The following is a 17,953-nucleotide window of genomic DNA, read 5'->3' on the forward strand; positions in this document are numbered from 1 at the left end:
TTATGCTTCACCTAAATAGGCGCGGATAACATCCGGGTTATTACGAATCTGTTCCGGCGTCCCATTCGCCAGCGGCGTGCCCTGGTTCACCACGTAAATACGGTCAGAAATCCCCATCACCAGCTTCATGTCGTGCTCAATCAACAAAATGGTGGTGTTGTGATGGTTACGCAGTTCAGCAATCAGCTCGTCCAGCTCTTTGGTCTCTTTCGGGTTGAGTCCTGCAGCGGGTTCGTCGAGCATCAGGATTTCCGGCTGGGTCACCATGCAACGGGCAATCTCCAGACGACGCTGATCGCCGTAGGCCAGGTTACTCGCCTGACGGTTGGCGTGCTCCAGCAAACCAATACGCTCCAGCCAGGTGGCGGCGCGATCCAACGCTTCACTCTGCGCGCGACGGAACGACGGAGTTTTCAACAGGCCGGAGAAGACGCCGGTTTTCAGTTGCTGATGTTGCGCCACCAGCAGGTTTTCAATCACCGTCATTTCGCGAAACAGACGTACGTGCTGGAAAGTACGCACCACGCCCATACGCGCGATTTGCTGACCCGGTAGTCCTTCCAGATGCTGGTCGCGCAGCTTAATCGTCCCGCCGGTCGGCTTATAAAAACCGGTCAGACAGTTAAAGACCGTGGTTTTTCCCGCGCCGTTTGGCCCGATTAACGAAACTATTTCCTGCGGCCGCAGTTCCAGTTCAACGTTGTTTACCGCCAGCAGACCGCCGAAGCGCATCATCAGGCCGTTAACGGATAATAATGGCTGACTCATGCCTGCTCTCCTTTTGCTTCCCCGTTTTTCAGTTTCAACTGTGGACGGGTCATCGGCAACAAGCCCTGCGGACGCCAGATCATCATCAGTACCATTAAACCACCCAGCATTAACATGCTGTATTCGTTGAAATCACGCATCAGCTCGCGTGACACTACCAGCAGGATGGCCGCGAGGATCACCGCAAACTGTGAGCCCATTCCGCCCAATACCACAATTGCCAGCACAAAGGCCGACTCGGCAAAGGTGAAGGATTCCGGGCTGACAAACCCCTGGCGCGCGGCAAACAGCGTACCGGCAAAACCGGCAAACGCGGCGCTGATGGTAAAAGCTGTCAGTTTGATGCGCGTAGGGTTTAAGCCCAGCGAGCGACAGGCAATTTCATCTTCACGTAGCGCTTCCCACGCACGGCCCAACGGCATACGCAGCAGACGGTTAATCACAAACAGCGAGAAGACCACCAGCAGCAGCGCCACCAGATAGAGGAAAATGACGCGGTCAGAGGGATCGTACTTGACGTTAAAGAAGTTGCTGAAGGTATCCCAGCCGCCTTCACGGGCGGTACGGCTAAACTCCAGACCGAAAAAGGTCGGTTTCGGGATCTGGCTGATACCGTTCGGGCCACCGGTCACTTCGGTGTTGTTGAGCAGCAGGATACGGACGATTTCACCGAAGCCTAAGGTCACAATAGCCAGATAATCACCGCGCAGGCGCAGTACCGGGAAGCCGAGCAGGAAGCCAGCAGCAGCGGAAACCAGCCCCGCCAGCGGCAGACAGGTCCAGAAGCCGAGTCCGTAATAGTGGTTCAGCAGCGCGAAGGTGTAAGCGCCAATGGCATAAAAGCCGCCGTAGCCCAGCACCAGCAGGCCGGAAAGCCCCACCACCACGTTTAAGCCGAGGCCGAGGATGATATAAATCATCGTCAGCGTGGCGATATCCACCGTACCGCGCGAGACCATAAACGGCCACGCCACGGCAATCACCAGCAACGCCACCAGGAACAGCTTCTGTTTAACGGTGGAGCCGTCAATCGCCGGCAGAATAAACTTCGGTCCGGAGACGCTCTTCATGCCCTTCTGGAAAGCTGGACGCAGCAACTGAAAGAGGAAGACCACGCCAGTACCAATAAACACCCACTGCCAGCGAATATCTGCCGCGGAATCCACCACCAGTTTGGTGCCGTCAAGCTCTAACTGAACGCCCATAAAGACGCCCGCCAGGACGAAGAACATGGCGGCAGAGAGCAGCGCCATTGCAAAATGCATCGGTTTCATACTTTCTCTACCTCCGGGCGACCCAGGATACCGGTCGGCATCACCAGCAGCACCAGAATCAGCAGCGCGAATGAAACGACGTCTTTGTATTCAGTACTCAGATAAGCAGATGAGAGCGCTTCCGCGACGCCCAGAATCAGGCCGCCGATCATCGCCCCAGGAATGCTGCCGATGCCGCCAAGCACCGCTGCGGTAAAGGCCTTCATCCCGGCCATAAAGCCGATGTACGGGTTAATTACGCCATAGAATTGACCGAGCAGCACGCCCGCGACCGCCGCCATTGCCGCGCCAATCACAAAGGTCAGCGCAATCACGCGATCGGTGTTGATGCCGAGCAGGCTGGCCATTTTCAGGTCTTCCGCGCAGGCACGGCAGGCGCGACCCATACGGGAGTAACGGATAAACAGCGTCAGCGCCAGCATCGCCAGGAAGGTTACAATCCAGATAACCAACTGCATGGTGGTGATGGAAGCAGAGAAGTTTTCGCTACTGCCAACGGTCCACTGGCCATTAAACAGGCTGGGCAGTGCCACATCGCGCGAACCTTCCGTCAGGCTGACGTAGTTTTGCAGGAAGATGGACATCCCGATAGCGGAAATCAGCGCGATCAGGCGCTTAGAGCTGCGCACGGGTCGATACGCCACGCGTTCAATGCTCCAGCCGTAGGCGCTGGCAATCACAATCGCGCCGACGAAGCCCGCCGCGACCAGTAGCCAACTGGAATCAATGCCCATCATCATTAGCGCGGCGATGATCATAAAGGAGACATAGCTGCCGATCATATACACCTCGCCATGGGCGAAGTTGATCATGCCGATAATGCCGTACACCATCGTGTAACCGATGGCGATCAGCGCGTAGGTGCTTCCCAGCGTGACGCCGTTAAACATCTGCTGCAAGAAATAAAGGAACTGCTCGGACATAAGGTAACCTTTTTATACCCGCCCATTTTACACGGGCGGTGGGATAACTCGTCTTCAGGTATTACTTCGCGACGGTCGATGAACCGTCCGCATGCCACTGGAAGACACCAAACTCAAATCCCTTCAAATCGCCTTTTTCGTCCCATTTCAGCGGCCCAATCACGGTATCAGCCCCGTGTGCTTTCAGATCTTTCACCAGGTCCAGCGGCTCTTTGCTACCGCTGCGATCCATTGCTGTCGCCAATGACTGGACGGCTGCATAAGTGATCCACACGTACGGTCCGGTTGGATCTTTCTTGTCAGCTTTGAGCGCATCGACAATCGCTTTATTCGCCGGATCCTGGTCATAGCGTTTTGGCATGGTCACCAGCATGCCTTCAGCGGCATCACCAGCAATGTTAGACAGCGACGCATTGCCGACGCCCTCTGGTCCCATAAACTGGGTTTTCAGCCCGACGGAACGTGCCTGGCGCAGCATTTGCCCCATTTCCGGGTAGTAGCCGCCGTAATAAACAAAGTCGATATTTTCTTTTTTCAGGCGAGCGATCAGCGCAGAAAAATCTTTTTCCCCGGCGGTGATACCGTCAAAGAAAACGATGTTGGCTTTGCCCGCTTTCAGGCTGTCCTGCACTGAACGCGCCAGGCCTTCACCGTATTGCTGTTTATCGTGAATGATGGCAATACGCTGCGGCTTCACCTTCTCCAGAATGTATTTCGCGGCGGTCGGCCCTTGAGAGGAGTCCAGGCCCGCTGTACGCATAATGTGAGCGTATCCGCGCTGGGTCAGTTCCGGGTTTGTGGCGCCCGGAGAAATCATCAGAATGCCTTCATCTTCATAGATATCTGATGCGGGCTGCGTGGAAGATGAGCACAGATGTCCAATAACGTACTGAATGCCGTCATTGACGATTTTGTTCGCTACCGCAACGGCCTGTTTCGGATCGCAGGCGTCGTCATATTCCACAGCGACCAGTTTGTCGCCTTTGACCCCGCCTTTGGCATTGATATCTTTAATGGCCTGACGTGCGCCATTAAATTCCATATCACCCCACTGCGCGACCGGACCTGACATCGCGCCGACAACAGCGACCTTGATATCTTCCGCCATGACCGCGTGTGACATTGCCAGTGCTATCACCCCTGCGATGATTGTTTTCGCATTCCGTTTCATTACCTGAATCCCCATTCGTGACGTAATTAATATTTTGTATTTATGTGGTTAAAAAGCAGTCTGTGCTTTTTTTGAACTGCACTATTTTTACCAGTCTCATTAATGGTTTAGCGCAGTCATTTAAGCAAAATCAGGCTAAAATCTCTATTTTTCAGTCGATTAAGAAAAGATAATATTCTGCTTTTCACTATAGATAAACAAAAAAAAGCACGTTTGTCAGTATAAAATAACGGTACAAAGAGCCGAATAAAATGCTGCATTCCAGGGTATTATTCTGCCTGTTTTTCAATCTCTACGGTTTCAAACTGTCATTACTGTTGTTACAAAATTATTAATCTGGTTATTCACATAAAAAAGAGAAAGCATCCGGGCGAATTATTTCGGTACACTCATTCCATCTTTTGTGATTTGGACATGCTGTTAATGAAGCTGACCATCGTTCGTTTAGATAACTTTAGCGACCAGGACCAGATTGATCTGGGCAAAATCTGGCCGGAATATTCCGCCTCATCATTAAGCGTAGATGAAACGCACCGGATCTACGCCGCGCGCTTTAACGAGCGTCTGTTAGGCGCAGTTCGCGTAACCCTGAGCGGCACACAAGGCGCATTGGATTCATTGCGCGTACGCGATATCACCCGCCGCCGCGGCGTCGGGCAGTATTTGATCGAAGAAGTGATCCGGGAAAACTCTGACGTGAGTTCATGGTGGATGGCCGACGTCGGCGTTGAAGACCGCAGCGTGATGGCCGCGTTTATGCAGGCGTTAGGGTTTACGGCCCAGGAAAATGGCTGGGAAAAAAGATAAAAAAGCCGGATGGCGCTGACGCTTATCCGGCCTACATGCTGGGAGAAAAAATAAAAAACCACCTCGCAATTTTCCAAGAATTTCGCGCTGCAGGAAGGCGGCAAGTTATGAAGTCCCCGGGAGCTTACAGAAGTAAGTGACCGGGGTTGAATAACGTAGCCAACGCACCTGCAGCGCGAAAGGCGCCAGGAAAATTACTTGGCGTCTGTCGCCGTACCATTAGCATGCCAGTCAAACACGCCGAATTCGAAGCCTTTCAGATCGCCCTTCGCATCCCATGACAGCGGCCCCATTACGGTTTCCACTGAGTTTGCTTTCAGGTATTTGGCAATTTCAGCCGGGTCGTCAGACTGGTTCAGACCGGCCTGCAAGGATTGCAGCGCGGCGTAGGTGGTCCATACGAATGCACCGCTCGGATCCTGTTTCTTGGCTTTGATCGCGTCCACAATCGGTTTGTTCGCCGGAACCTGATCGTAGTTCTTCGGTTTCGTTACCAGTAAGCCTTCTGCAGACTCACCCGCGATGTTAGACAACGACACGTTCGCTACCCCTTCTGGTCCCATAAACTGGGTTTTCAGACCCGCAGCGCGTGCCTGGCGCAGAATCTGCCCCATTTCCGGGTGGTAACCACCGTAGTAAACGAAATCGATATTCTCTTTCTTCAGACGCGCCACCAGCGTAGAGAAATCTTTCTCGCCAGCGGTGATCCCATCGAAGAACACCACGTCAGCGTTGGCTTTCTTGAGGTTGTCCTGCACGGAACGCGCCAGGCCTTCACCGTACTGTTGTTTGTCGTGAACGATCGCAATGCGCTTCGGCTTCACTTTTTCAACGATATATTTGGCAGCAGTCGGGCCCTGATCGGAATCCAGACCGGTGGTACGTAACACCAGGTTATAGCCGCGTGCGGTCAGCTCTGGCGCCGTTGCCGCTGGGGTAATCATCAGAATGCCTTCGTCTTCATAGATATCTGACGCAGGCTGAGTGGAAGATGAGCACAGGTGGCCGATAACATATTTAATCCCGTCGTTGACCACTTTGTTAGCTACCGCTACCGCTTGTTTCGGGTCACAGGCATCGTCATATTTCACCATGACCAGTTTGTCGCCTTTCACGCCGCCTTTGGCATTGATATCTGCAATCGCCTGCTCTGCGCCAGTAAATTCCTGATCGCCATACTGCGCTACCGGACCGGACATCGCGCCGACGACAGCAACTTTAATATCCTTAGCAAACGCCATATTGCTCAAAGACAGGGCGATACATCCTGCCAATAACGCTTTACCCTTCATATTCATCCTGACAATCCCCATTATTGTGGTTATTACGTGTGTTGTGATGTTGTTGTTCAGCACTTTATTTCGATTATTGGATAGCCACCCGTGCTTTAGCAGCATACTCTGCTAAAACATACCCGATTTTTATTATTTTGGAATAGCTAAATTTGACATGCAGATAACAACTTGATGACAAAAAGCATAAACGTCAGGAGAGAGGGGGAGAGATAAAAACAAAAAACCCCGGATTTTCATCCAGGGTTTATCAGCATTTCCAGATCGGCTGGAAGATTATGCTTCGATCGCCGCGCGCAATTTTTTCATGGCGTTCTTTTCAAGCTGACGAACACGTTCAGCGGAAACGCCGTAGCGATCGGCCAGTTCCTGCAACGTCGACTTGTTGTCTTCGTCCAGCCAACGAGCACGAATGATGTCCTGGCTACGCTCGTCCAGACCTTCCATTGCGTGGGTCAGTTTGTTCGCGGCCTGATCTTCCCAGTTATCTTCTTCAATGCCGTCGGCAAAGTTAGAAGATTTATCCTGCAGATACAGCACCGGGGCCATCGGCTGGCTGTCAGACTCATCGTCTGAAGACATGTCAAACGTCATGTCCTGCGCCGCCATACGGGATTCCATTTCGCGCACGTCTTTGCTGGAAACACCCAGCTCGCGAGCAACCATTTCAACTTCGTCCTGGTTAAACCAGCCCAGACGCTGCTTGGTTTTACGCAGGTTAAAGAACAGCTTACGCTGCGCTTTAGTGGTCGCGACTTTAACGATACGCCAGTTACGCAGAACGTATTCGTGGATCTCAGCTTTGATCCAATGCACGGCGAAGGAAACCAAGCGCACACCCACTTCCGGGTTGAAACGGCGCACGGCTTTCATCAGGCCGATATTACCTTCCTGAATCAAATCCGCCTGCGGCAGGCCATAGCCCGCATAATTACGAGCAACATGAACAACAAAGCGCAGGTGAGACAGGATCAGCGTTTTAGCTGCTTCCAGATCGCCCTGGTAATGCAGCTTTTCAGCCAGTGCCCGCTCCTCGTCAGCCGACAACATCGGCCACGCGTTCGCAGCCCGGATGTAAGATTCCAGGTTACCAACAGGGGCTAAAGCTAAATTTTGCATTTCTTTGGTCATTCAAATCCTCTCAATCTTTTCATCTGGCGCATTGGCTAAAACCAATAGCAACAACCATGCCAGAGCTTATGAGCAACGAGAATATCATTCAATCTTTTATCAGACAGTGATTTTATCCACAAGTTCCATGTCGTAATGTGTATAGATTACGCACAAAATGTGACATCACAATGAATACGCCGGGAAGAGATCACAGGGACTCTTTCCCTGCAGAGCGAACTACTCAGTGCAGGGAAAGATTATACCAGAGATTTTTTAATCGGGGGTAAAGTGGCGTAAATGTTGAACCGTGGCAAGCCAGGCTGCCACCCAGCCAATCATCGAGCACACCAGCAGCAATAACAGGCATTCATCGAATGATAAACCATTGATATCAAACTTGGTTCCAAATACCTGTGCCACTTCAGTCACCGCTGACGACAGACGCATCACCAAAATTTCTGACAAAATCAGTGAAAGAAATGCACCGGAAAAACCGAGCAGTGCCCCGCCGTAGAGGAACGGACGCAGGATAAATCCATCCGTCGCGCCAATCAGTTTTTGCACGTTAATGGTATCGCGACGCGCAAAAATACTCAGACGCACGCTGTTACCGATGACGAGGAAGACCGCCGCCACCATCAGCACGCCAATCATCGCGGAAACGCGTCCGACAAGGCCCGTCAGCGCCGCCAGGCGAGCGAACCAACTGTCATCCATCCGCACTTCATCAATACCGTTGATTTGTGCGATGCGGTCACGCAGCGTGTTTAGCGACTCCGTACCCTGGAAATCCAGTTTCGGGATCACCACCGCCACGGCCGGCAGCGGGTTCTCTTCCAGCATATCCAGCGCACCGCCAAATCCAGACCAGTTACGGAATTCGCCCAGCGCGTCGTCACGGGAAAGATAATTCACTTTATCCACGCCCTGCTCGGCCTGCAACTGACCAACCACCCGCGCCGCCGCATCATCATCCAACGTTTTTTGCAGGTAAACGGTGATCTGCGGGGACGGATAATACTGACTTGCTGCATGGTTTACGTTCTTATAAACCATGTAGCACACGCTTGGCAGCGTCAGGGAGATGGCAATAACCATCACCGTCAGGAACGTCGCCAGCGGCTTGCTTTTCAGGTCCTGTAACGCGCCCTGGAACGCATAACGTACCTGCTCATTAAAGACATTGGTTTTACGCGAGTTCGGCTTTGGCGCGGCCTTCGCACGCTTAGGCGCGTTGCGACCGCCGTCACCCGGCGCACCGCCCGATTTACGAAAGCGATCCAGTCGGCCACCGAACTGTTTGATTTGGTTAATAGCGTCACGTCTATTCATGCGCCAGGCCTCCATGCAGATGTCCATCGCTCAGAACCATTTGGCGATAGGAGCGACGGGAGATCAGGCCAATATCGTGCGTGGCCATTAATACCGTGACCCCGACGCGGTTAAACTCTTCGAACAGGCGCAGGATCCCTTCCGACAGCGCGTCATCCAGGTTCCCCGTTGGTTCATCCGCCAGCAGCACCGCTGGTTTATTCACCACCGCACGGGCAATGCCGACGCGCTGTTGTTCACCGCCGGAGAGCTGAATCGGGAAGTTTTTCGCTTTGTCCAACAGCCCGACCTTATCCAGCGCCGCTGACACGCGACGACGAATATCGTCCCCGCTGGCGCCCGCGATGATCAGCGGAATTGCCACGTTATCAAACACGGTTCTGTCCATTAGCAGGTGGTGATCCTGAAAAATCATGCCAATCTGACGACGCAGAAACGGCACTTCGCGGTTTTTCAAACGGCTGATGTCATGCCCGCTAAAGTAGATTTTCCCGGCGCTGGGCCGTTCAATTCCACAAATCAGCTTCAGCAGGGTACTTTTCCCCGCGCCGGAGTGGCCGGTCAGAAACGCCATCTCGCCAGGCTGCATATGGAAGGTCACTCCCTGCAGCGCTTGTCTCCCACCGAGATAGGCCTTGCTGACATGTTCAAAGCGAATCATTGTTAATCCTCTCGGGCAAAAAGTGCCTCTATAAAGTCGTCCGCTTTAAACGGACGTAAATCCTCGATACGTTCGCCCACACCGATATAGCGGATAGGGATGCCAAACTGATCGGCAACCGAGAAGATAACCCCGCCCTTCGCCGTACCGTCCAGCTTGGTCAGGGTGATACCGGTTAAGCCCACCGCTTCATGGAACAGTTTGGCCTGGCTTATCGCATTCTGCCCGGTGCTGGCGTCGATAGTCAGCATAACTTCATGCGGCGCATCTTCGTCCAGCTTCTTCATGACGCGAACGATTTTTTTCAATTCTTCCATCAGGTGCGATTTATTCTGCAAACGCCCTGCGGTATCAGCGATCAGCACGTCTACGTTACGCGCCTTCGCCGCCTGGATGGCATCAAAGATAACGGACGCGGAATCCGCACCGGTATGCTGAGCAATCACCGGGATATTATTACGCTGACCCCAGACCTGCAGCTGTTCTACCGCCGCCGCACGGAAAGTATCGCCCGCCGCCAGCATTACTGATTTACCCTGCTGCTCAAACTGACGCGCCAGCTTACCAATAGTGGTGGTTTTGCCCACACCGTTGACGCCAACCATTAAGATAACAAATGGTGTTTTGCCCTCAACATTCAGCGGTTCGTCAACCTTCGCCAGAATCTCGCCCATCTCTTCTTTCAGCAGGCCGTACAGCGCTTCCGCATCTTTAAGCTGCTTGCGGCTGGCACCTTCTGTCAGATTCGCAATGATCTTACGGGTCGTTTCTACGCCCACATCGGCGATCAGCAGCTGCTCTTCCAGCTCTTCAAACAGATCATCGTCGATCTTTTTACCACGGAACAGACTGATAAATCCGGAACCGAGGTTTTCTTTTGTTTTCAGCAGGCTGCGTTTCAGACGCGCAAAGAAACCTTCTTTGGTTGGTTTTTCCTGCTCCTGGACTACCTCTTCTTCTACCGGTTCTTCTACAGCAGGTTCTTCTACCGGCGCCACCATAACCGCTTCTTCAGCAGCCTCAGCGGCCAGCGCCTGGGCTTCCAGCTCTTCGTCGGTCAGTTGCGGCTCGTTTTCAGCTTCTTCTTCAGCCGCCTCAACGATTTCCACGGTTTCCGCTTCGGCCTGCCACTCTTCGGCAGAAACTTCTTCGGTTTTCACCTCTTCCGGCAGCGGCAATTCTTCGCGTTCGATAACCACCGCAGCTGGCGTTTCCACTACAGTTTCAGCAACGGGTTCAGCAACCGGCTCAATTTCCGGCTGCGCTTGTTCGGCGACAGGTTCTTCTTCCGGCTGCGGTTTCTCAATTTCCGCAACCTGTTCAGTTACTTCAACGACTTCAGCTGCAAAGGCTTGCGTTTCCGCCTCGCTACGGGTTTCCTCGGCGCGCGGCTGTTCTTCAACGACGGTAGTTTCTTCAGCAACCGGCTGTTGTTCTTCGTTTTTTACTTCTGTCTCGTTTTCCGGTGCCTGCTCTTTTTGACCAAAGCCCAGCCAGGAAAAAAAGCCACGTTTTTTCTCTTTCGCCATTTGCGACTACACTCCCCCGCTGTTGCTTCATGGCACAGCGTCAACGCTATGTACATAGCAGCTAAAAAAATGATGAAATAGTCTATCACTTATACCCAATGAATTTCGAGTTACGTCAAGGCGGCAAGCGCACGAATCCCGATGAGCTTACTTTTAGTAAGTGATTCGGGTGAGTAAGTGCAGCCAACGAAGAGGTAACTTGAAAGGCGACGGGTTAACTTAACTCACATCACCGCCTGGAATGACATGCTATAGGCGGATTGAGCAATAATAGAAATGAAAAAACCGAATCACTCTGGTAGCGGCCAGATCCGCATTATTGGCGGACAATGGCGTGGCCGTAAACTCCCGGTTCCGGACAGCCCCGGCCTGCGTCCGACCACCGACCGTGTGCGCGAAACGTTGTTTAACTGGCTGGCCCCGGTAATGGTCGATGCTCACTGTCTGGACTGCTTCGCCGGCAGCGGCGCGCTGGGGCTGGAAGCCCTCTCTCGCTATGCGGCAAATGCGACGCTTCTGGAGATGGATCGCGCGGTATCTCAGCAGCTACAAAAGAACCTCGCCACCCTGAAAGCCTCCCATGCCCGCGTCGTCAATACCAATACGCTGACATTTTTGGCTCAGACGGGTACGCCGCATAACGTGGTATTTGTGGATCCGCCGTTTCGCAAAGGGTTACTGGAAGAAACATTAACACTTCTGGAAACTCATGGCTGGCTGGCAAATGAAGCGTATATTTACGTTGAAAGCGAAGTAGAAAACGGTTTGCCGCCGGTTCCGGTGAACTGGTCGCTATACCGTGAGAAAGTTGCCGGACAGGTCGCCTATCGCCTGTACCAACGTGAAGCACGAGGAGAACACGATGTTGATTAACCTGGGACGCCTGCTGATGCTGTGCGTCTGGGCATTTTTACTACTGAATATTTTCCAACCTTTTCCACGCCCGCTTAACATCTTCGTTAACGTCGCACTGATATTTATGGTGCTGATGCATGGCATGCAACTGGCGCTGCTAAAAAGCACCATGCCTAAAGATGGCCCGCAGATGACCAACGGAGAGAAAATCCGTATTTTTCTGTTCGGCGTCTTTGAGCTACTGGTGTGGCAGAAGAAGATTAAAGATCAGTTGAAGAAGTAACTACGCTCTTTTCGCCCGGCGGCACGTTGCGAGCCGGGCCTGTTAAACACCATCACGGTGGTGATACGCCGTCCAGCTGATCTTTCAGTTTTGGAATATCTCTACTGGCTCTTGTTTTCCGCAGGTGTTTCACCTGCTCGCAAATCTCTTCGGTCCGGGTGTAATAGGTGCCAGACGTCGGGCCTGGACGCTCGCATAAAACATAGTTAGTACCAAGAGGATAAAAAATAACAATAAAAGAGAGGATATTTCCAACAACAAACCCTACACCCGCAACATGGATACCGATAGTAAATACCCTGTCGAAGAATTTGGGCGGCTGCATGCTTTTCGTAAAGGTCACGTAGGCAATACATAAAGTAAAGAAAAAACCCACAGGAAACATCAGCAGCAGAGAAAATGACCCCCAGAAAAAATAAACAATGCTCCTGGATTCAATAAGATCGGTAATGTCTGGCACACTGGCGTGATAAAACCCCCAACTAATCCCACCAACAAAAAGCATAAAAAAAAACGACTTACATCTTTTCTTAATATTCTCCAGATTAATATTAAAGCTCATATCAATAAATTCCGCCGTAAAGTGAACCGCTATATCCCGAGTGTCGAGAGTTCCACTCTGCAATTTTTTGCTGCTCTTTCATCCCCTCACAAATACACGCTATAAGTTTGTCTGACAGCTCGTATTTTTCGTCCACTTCATTGAGGATATAAGCAATAAAGAAACCTAATGCAACAGCACAAACAATTTCTCCCCAAACCGGAACTGCTGCGCTCGTTACAATAAATGAAGATAAGAACAACACAGGGGTTCTCCCAGCTAATTTGGAGGCAAAAACACTCACAATCACCTTCGCCACATCCATCGTCACGTTTCCCAGCAATGCGGCAACGTCATGTTCGGATTTAAACACCAGCTCAATGAACCGCCAGCATGCGGAAAACCAGATGCAGAATCTGGCCCCTGACATTATGCCATTTCGAAACCCGGCGCTGCCAATGCCCACTTCAAGTACTTTAGGATGATTTATCCGGTAACGGGTGCCGTTAAGAATGCGCCGCAGAGAAGGGTAGCCCGTAATCTTCACATACAGCTTTCCCTGATAAGCATATTGCGTTGCTTTAATCCCAAGGCCTTTTAAGGTAAAGACAATCTTCCCGGCCTGCTGATAAGAAAAAAGCTTTAGCAGTTTTTTCGTCGCATCAGCCGTATCTTTGATATTACCGGCATAATTCGTCGAAAAACTGACGGGTTTACTGCCCAGCAAATCATCAATCACGCCCTGAGCCTCTTCAAGCGTTAGCAGCATAATGTGTTGTGTATTGCTATTCAGGTTATTTTTCAGCGTTCTGATTTCGTTCTCGATACGCTGATTACGCTGCCAGTTATTTCCTCTAAGAATATCTTCACGATGATTCCCTATCCAGCCATAATAGCTTTCCATCATTGCTCCTTAAAAAATTCGCTCATCCCAAAGGCTGTATGCGCTGGTTCCAGCAATAAGATGTTCCCAGGAAATAGACTCGTAAGACAGTTCAATGATTTCTTCTGGCTGACCCGCACTGTCATCGATGGTATGAGGCACCTGCAAATGGATGCTGGATATTCTGGCATTGATAAGTTTTAGTACGTAATAACACTCGTTTAAACCCGCCGGACTCGTGCGATAGAAGCTAAATTCACAGCTCAATATTTCATTGTCTGTTATGGCTTTTCCTAACAAAGGCGAGGATTTATCTACCGGCTTAATAAATGTCAAACATTGATGGTTCACATTTTGCACCCGGCTCATGCCATGGTTAACTGTCATTACCATTATCTGGTCACGATGGGCAGGTTGTGATTTATTTCCGATTGAACTTACCGAAGCACATCCAGCAGAAATCAAACCCTGCGCCTGCCCATTTAAGGCCAGCCACATTGTATTCGCCATATAAATTCCTTAGTCTATTTTTTAAAACATTTATATATACGATGAAGTTGAAATAGCAGAATAGTGAAAGGCGGGTGGGAAAATAGTGATGCAATCGATGTTTTTAGGTAAGCAATAAATATGTAACCTACAAAATAATTATCGAGAAATTAATAAAAAATATACTTCATAAGCATTATATATTTAATTTAAATTTATTGTCGGCGCTGACGCGATAAACACAGCGCCGATCGGCATTATTGCACCGGCGTAAACCCCTCAAAACGCGAACCTTTGTAACTTAGCGTGCCTTTATCCCCGACCGTTAGCGCATGGTACTGCTGAGCATCCAGACGAAACGTCTGCTCCAGGCCGCCGTTTTGTGGCTTAAAGCTGGCTTCATAGCGCATGCTGGTTCCCGCCGGGCTCACTTCCTGTTGACGGGATCGTCGATCGTTAAGCGGTTTTTCCCGTTTGTTACTCACCACCACCTGCTTTTGCACCAGCGGCGCCGCATCATTATCGGCTTTTTCACGCCGCTGCTGAACAAAGCGAAACGACGCGGCGACAACAATTAAGATAATGATAACAATGAAAAAAAGTGGTGGTTTGCTCATAGTATTAACCCATCAGAAAATGCGGAAATAAGCATACATTGCCCGTTATGGTGTTGTCATCTGGCAGTGTCGACCTCTACACTGGACAGTAGAGCCGTAAGCACCCCGCTTACGAAAAAATAACGAATTCAAGGAACTAAGATGCTTTGGTCGTTTATCGCTGTCTGCCTTTCCGCATGGTTGTTCGTGGATGCTTCCTATCGTGGGCCCGCCTGGCAACGCTGGGTCTTTAAACCCCTGACGTTACTCCTGCTGGCACTGCTGGCCTGGCAGGCGCCAATGTTTAACGCTATCAGTTACCTGGTGCTGGCTGGTCTGCTGGCCTCGCTGCTGGGCGATGCGCTGACGCTATTGCCGCGCCAACGCCTGCTGTACGCAGTGGGGGCATTCTTCCTGTCGCATCTGCTGTATACCATTTACTTCGCCAGCCAAATGACGCTGTCGTTCTTCTGGCCTTTGCCGCTGGTACTGGTGGTGCTGGGGGCGCTGCTGATTGCCGTGATCTGGACGCGTCTGGAAGAGTTGCGCATCGCTATTTGTACCTTTATTGGCATCACGCTGATGATGGTCTGGATGGCTGGCGAACTATGGTTCTTCCGCCCGACCGCTCCGGCGCTGTCGGCATTTATGGGCGCATCGCTCCTGTTCATTGGCAATATTGTCTGGCTGGGTAGCCATTACCGTCGTCGCTTTCGCGCCGATAACGCCATTGCCGCCGCCTGCTACTTCGCCGGACATTTCCTGATTGTTCGTTCGTTGTATCTTTAAAACGCTTGACTCTGGAGTCGACTCCAGAGTGTATCCTCCGGTTAATACGAAATGATTATCAACCGGAGGATGCCATGTCGACACCTGATACCAGTGGCAAAAAGGCCCCACAATTTTCTTCTTTCAAACCAGCGCCTGCGCCACAAAAGGCGGATGACTGCTGCTGCGAAGGAAGCTGCTCCACTACACCGCCCGTATCCGATACCGTACTAGGTACCCGCTATTCCTGGAAAGTGGCGGGCATGGACTGTGCAGCCTGCGCCCGCAAAGTAGAGAATGCGGTCCGCCAGGTCAGCGGCGTCAACCAGGTCCAGGTTCTGTTCGCCACTGAAAAACTGGTGGTCGATGCCGGTTCCGATATCCGCCAGCAAGTTGAAAACGCGGTGCAAAAAGCAGGCTATACCCTGCGCGATGAGCACGCGACGGACGCCGCCCGCGAGTCACGTTTTAAAGAAAACCTACCGCTGATTTCGCTGATTATTATGATGGCGATTAGCTGGGGGCTGGAGCAGTTCAATCATCCCTTCGGTCAGATAGCGTTTATCGCCACCACGCTGGTCGGTCTGTATCCCATTGCCCGTCAGGCCCTGCGTCTGATGAAAACCGGCAGCTACTTTGCCATTGAAACATTGATGAGCGTGGCCGCCATCGGCGCACTGTTTATCGGCGCGACGGCGGAAGCCGCCATGGTGCTGCTGCTGTTTTTAATTGGCGAACGCCTGGAAGGATGGGCCGCCAGCCGCGCCCGTAAAGGGGTCAGTGCACTGATGGCGCTCAAACCGGAAACCGCCACGCGCCTGCGTAACGGCGAGCGCGAAGAGGTGGCTATTAATAGCCTCCGCCCTGGCGATGTTATTGAAGTTGCCGCGGGTGGGCGTTTACCTGCCGACGGCAAACTGGTTTCCGGCTTTGCCAGTTTTGATGAAAGCGCACTGACCGGCGAATCGATCCCGGTTGAACGCGCCACCGGCGAGAAAGTCCCGGCAGGTGCTACCAGCGTGGACCGTCTGGTTACGCTGGAAGTGCTCTCCGAACCGGGCGCCAGCGCCATTGATCGTATTCTGAAGCTGATTGAAGAAGCGGAAGAACGTCGCGCCCCCATTGAGCGCTTTATTGACCGTTTCAGTCGAATTTACACTCCAGCCATTATGGCGGTTGCGCTGCTGGTCACCCTCGTACCGCCGCTGCTGTTTGCCGCATCCTGGCAGGAGTGGATTTATAAAGGACTGACGCTGCTGTTGATTGGCTGTCCTTGCGCACTGGTGATTTCAACCCCCGCAGCCATTACCTCTGGTCTTGCCGCCGCGGCGCGTCGTGGAGCGTTAATCAAAGGCGGTGCCGCGCTGGAACAGTTGGGTAGGGTCACGCAGGTGGCGTTTGATAAAACCGGCACCCTGACCATCGGTAAACCGCGCGTCACAGCGATTCATCCGGCAAGCGGTATTGGTGAGGATGAACTGCTGGCACTGGCGGCAGCGGTAGAGCAAGGTGCGACACACCCGCTGGCACAAGCGATTGTCCGGGAAGCACAAACACGCGAACTGACTATTCCTGTCGCAAGAGAGCAACGGGCTCTGGTTGGCTCTGGAATTGAAGCGCTGGTCAACGGCGAACGCGTGCTGATTTGCGCCGCCGGTAAGCAGCCTGCTGATGCCTTTGCCGGGCAGATAAGCGAGCTGGAAAGCGCGGGCCAAACGGTGGTGCTGGTGCTGCGTAACGATACTGTACTCGGCGTGCTGGCCCTACAGGACACGCTGCGCGACGACGCTCGCAGCGCTATCGCCGAGCTTGATCAGATTGGCGTGAAAGGCGTGATCCTGACCGGTGATAACCCGCGTGCGGCGGCCGCCATTGCCGGTGAACTGGGTCTCGAATTTAAAGCAGGACTCTTGCCGGAAGATAAGGTGCAGGCCGTTACCCATCTCAACCGACAATCGCCGCTGGCGATGGTTGGCGACGGTATCAACGACGCTCCGGCAATGAAAGCGGCTACCATCGGCATTGCGATGGGAAGCGGGACCGACGTCGCGCTGGAAACCGCCGATGCCGCCCTGACCCACAACCGCCTGCGCGGTCTGGTGCAAATGATTCAATTGGCGCGGGCCACCCATGCCAATATTCGCCAGAACATTGCAATTGCGCTGGGCCTGAAGGGGATTTTCCTCGTCACCACGCTGCTCGGGATAACCGGATTGTGGCTGGCAGTGCTGGCCGATACGGGGGCAACGGTACTGGTGACCGCTAACGCGCTGCGGTTGTTACGTAAAGGATAGTTTTTTGCCGGATGACGGCGTGGCCTTATCCAGCCTACGGGTTACACGTTCTTTGTAGGCCGGATAAGCGTTAGCGCCATCCGGCAAACAAAACTAGTGACCTTTACGCAGCAGATAGCGGTACGGCAGCGAGTCGGTCTCTTTGGCCACCAGCTCATGCTCCATAAAGGTACAGAAGCCAGGAATATCGCGGGTTGTTGCCGGATCGTCGGCGACAATCAGCAGTGTTTCACCGGCCTGCATGCCACGTACGGTTTTACGCACCATCATCACCGGTTCCGGGCAGCGCAGTCCCTGGGCATCAAGAGTATGGTCGGGGGAAGTAAACAGGTCGCTCATCGTCGTCTCATTCATACAAAAACGGCGTTATTTTA

General features: G+C 52.4%; 19 protein-coding genes and 1 pseudogene. 6 read left to right on the forward strand and 14 right to left on the reverse strand.

Going from position 1 to position 17,953, the window contains the following annotated elements; genetic code table 11:
* The 4 genes from livG to livK all read right to left on the reverse strand — a co-directional run bounded on the left by livG (position 1) and on the right by livK (position 4,136).
* Positions 1–768, reverse strand: a complete 768-nt coding sequence (livG, locus tag OGV57_RS22155; RefSeq protein WP_003023438.1) for a high-affinity branched-chain amino acid ABC transporter ATP-binding protein LivG — start codon at positions 766–768, stop codon at positions 1–3.
* The gene (gene livM, locus OGV57_RS22160; RefSeq protein WP_032950432.1) at positions 765–2,042 is read right to left on the reverse strand and encodes a branched chain amino acid ABC transporter permease LivM; all 1,278 of its coding nucleotides are present in this window, start codon (positions 2,040–2,042) and stop codon (positions 765–767) included. Before livM ends, livG begins: the two co-directional genes overlap by 4 nt.
* The gene (livH, locus tag OGV57_RS22165) at positions 2,039–2,965 is read right to left on the reverse strand and encodes a high-affinity branched-chain amino acid ABC transporter permease LivH (protein ID WP_003023435.1); all 927 of its coding nucleotides are present in this window, start codon (positions 2,963–2,965) and stop codon (positions 2,039–2,041) included. The genes livM and livH overlap by 4 nt, the downstream gene beginning before the upstream one ends.
* A gap of 61 nt (positions 2,966–3,026) precedes the next feature.
* The gene (gene livK / locus OGV57_RS22170; protein WP_003023433.1) at positions 3,027–4,136 is read right to left on the reverse strand and encodes a high-affinity branched-chain amino acid ABC transporter substrate-binding protein LivK; all 1,110 of its coding nucleotides are present in this window, start codon (positions 4,134–4,136) and stop codon (positions 3,027–3,029) included.
* Between the two features lie 423 nt (positions 4,137–4,559).
* Here livK and panM point away from each other — a divergent pair, with 423 nt between their 5' ends.
* Together panM and OGV57_RS22180 are read left to right on the forward strand one after the other, a co-directional pair.
* Positions 4,560–4,943 (forward strand): aspartate 1-decarboxylase autocleavage activator PanM, encoded by a 384-nt coding sequence (gene panM, locus OGV57_RS22175; protein WP_003023430.1) that lies wholly within the window; start codon positions 4,560–4,562, stop codon positions 4,941–4,943.
* Positions 4,928–5,054, forward strand: a pseudogene (locus OGV57_RS22180) (hypothetical protein). The gene panM and the pseudogene OGV57_RS22180 overlap by 16 nt, the downstream one beginning before the upstream one ends.
* An 83-nt stretch (positions 5,055–5,137) precedes the next feature.
* Here OGV57_RS22180 and livJ read toward each other — a convergent pair.
* The 5 genes from livJ to ftsY form a co-directional block, all read right to left on the reverse strand.
* Positions 5,138–6,241 (reverse strand): branched chain amino acid ABC transporter substrate-binding protein LivJ, encoded by a 1,104-nt coding sequence (livJ, locus tag OGV57_RS22185; RefSeq protein ID WP_003023428.1) that lies wholly within the window; start codon positions 6,239–6,241, stop codon positions 5,138–5,140.
* 270 nt (positions 6,242–6,511) lie between these two features.
* Positions 6,512–7,366 (reverse strand): RNA polymerase sigma factor RpoH, encoded by an 855-nt coding sequence (gene rpoH, locus OGV57_RS22190; protein ID WP_003023425.1) that lies wholly within the window; start codon positions 7,364–7,366, stop codon positions 6,512–6,514.
* A gap of 255 nt (positions 7,367–7,621) precedes the next feature.
* The gene (gene ftsX, locus OGV57_RS22195) at positions 7,622–8,680 is read right to left on the reverse strand and encodes a permease-like cell division protein FtsX (RefSeq protein WP_048217071.1); all 1,059 of its coding nucleotides are present in this window, start codon (positions 8,678–8,680) and stop codon (positions 7,622–7,624) included.
* Positions 8,673–9,341, reverse strand: coding sequence for a cell division ATP-binding protein FtsE (ftsE, locus tag OGV57_RS22200; protein ID WP_003023420.1), 669 nt, complete (start codon positions 9,339–9,341; stop codon positions 8,673–8,675). Before ftsE ends, ftsX begins: the two co-directional genes overlap by 8 nt.
* Before the next feature lie 2 nt (positions 9,342–9,343).
* The gene (gene ftsY / locus OGV57_RS22205; protein ID WP_054528864.1) at positions 9,344–10,870 is read right to left on the reverse strand and encodes a signal recognition particle-docking protein FtsY; all 1,527 of its coding nucleotides are present in this window, start codon (positions 10,868–10,870) and stop codon (positions 9,344–9,346) included.
* Positions 10,871–11,146: 276 nt separating this feature from the next.
* On the opposite strand from ftsY, the gene rsmD reads away from it, so the two are divergent.
* Together rsmD and OGV57_RS22215 are read left to right on the forward strand one after the other, a co-directional pair.
* Positions 11,147–11,743 carry a 16S rRNA (guanine(966)-N(2))-methyltransferase gene (rsmD, locus tag OGV57_RS22210; RefSeq protein ID WP_003837832.1) on the forward strand — a complete coding sequence of 199 codons (597 nt, stop codon included), beginning with the start codon at positions 11,147–11,149 and terminating at the stop codon, positions 11,741–11,743.
* On the forward strand, positions 11,733–12,008 hold the full coding sequence (locus OGV57_RS22215) for a DUF1145 family protein (protein ID WP_003023415.1): 276 nt from the start codon (positions 11,733–11,735) through the stop codon (positions 12,006–12,008). Before rsmD ends, OGV57_RS22215 begins: the two co-directional genes overlap by 11 nt.
* A 52-nt stretch (positions 12,009–12,060) precedes the next feature.
* Here OGV57_RS22215 and OGV57_RS22220 read toward each other — a convergent pair whose 3' ends face one another.
* The 4 genes from OGV57_RS22220 to OGV57_RS22235 all read right to left on the reverse strand — a co-directional run bounded on the left by OGV57_RS22220 (position 12,061) and on the right by OGV57_RS22235 (position 14,538).
* Positions 12,061–12,570, reverse strand: a complete 510-nt coding sequence (locus tag OGV57_RS22220; protein ID WP_099975503.1) for a DUF1240 domain-containing protein — start codon at positions 12,568–12,570, stop codon at positions 12,061–12,063.
* A 1-nt stretch (position 12,571) separates the two neighbouring features.
* Positions 12,572–13,456 carry a hypothetical protein gene (locus OGV57_RS22225; protein ID WP_226791440.1) on the reverse strand — a complete coding sequence of 295 codons (885 nt, stop codon included), beginning with the start codon at positions 13,454–13,456 and terminating at the stop codon, positions 12,572–12,574.
* A gap of 6 nt (positions 13,457–13,462) precedes the next feature.
* Entirely contained in the window at positions 13,463–13,942 is a 480-nt protein-coding gene (locus tag OGV57_RS22230; protein WP_003837826.1) for an Hcp family type VI secretion system effector, read from the reverse strand.
* 236 nt (positions 13,943–14,178) lie between these two features.
* Entirely contained in the window at positions 14,179–14,538 is a 360-nt protein-coding gene (locus OGV57_RS22235) for a DUF2500 domain-containing protein (protein ID WP_003837824.1), read from the reverse strand.
* A 141-nt stretch (positions 14,539–14,679) separates the two neighbouring features.
* On the opposite strand from OGV57_RS22235, the gene OGV57_RS22240 reads away from it, so the two are divergent.
* Together OGV57_RS22240 and zntA are read left to right on the forward strand one after the other, a co-directional pair.
* A complete protein-coding gene (locus OGV57_RS22240) occupies positions 14,680–15,306 on the forward strand; it encodes a lysoplasmalogenase (protein ID WP_016151123.1) in 627 nt (208 codons plus the stop codon).
* 74 nt (positions 15,307–15,380) lie between these two features.
* Positions 15,381–17,579 carry a Zn(II)/Cd(II)/Pb(II) translocating P-type ATPase ZntA gene (gene zntA, locus OGV57_RS22245; protein WP_054528866.1) on the forward strand — a complete coding sequence of 733 codons (2,199 nt, stop codon included), beginning with the start codon at positions 15,381–15,383 and terminating at the stop codon, positions 17,577–17,579.
* Positions 17,580–17,672: 93 nt separating this feature from the next.
* Here zntA and tusA read toward each other — a convergent pair whose 3' ends face one another.
* On the reverse strand, positions 17,673–17,918 hold the full coding sequence (gene tusA, locus OGV57_RS22250; RefSeq protein ID WP_003023404.1) for a sulfurtransferase TusA: 246 nt from the start codon (positions 17,916–17,918) through the stop codon (positions 17,673–17,675).
* Between the last annotated feature and the right edge of the window lie 35 nt (positions 17,919–17,953).

The sequence above is a fragment of the Citrobacter sp. Cf087 genome (assembly GCF_030334285.1).
Classification (GTDB): Bacteria; Pseudomonadota; Gammaproteobacteria; order Enterobacterales; family Enterobacteriaceae; genus Citrobacter; species Citrobacter freundii.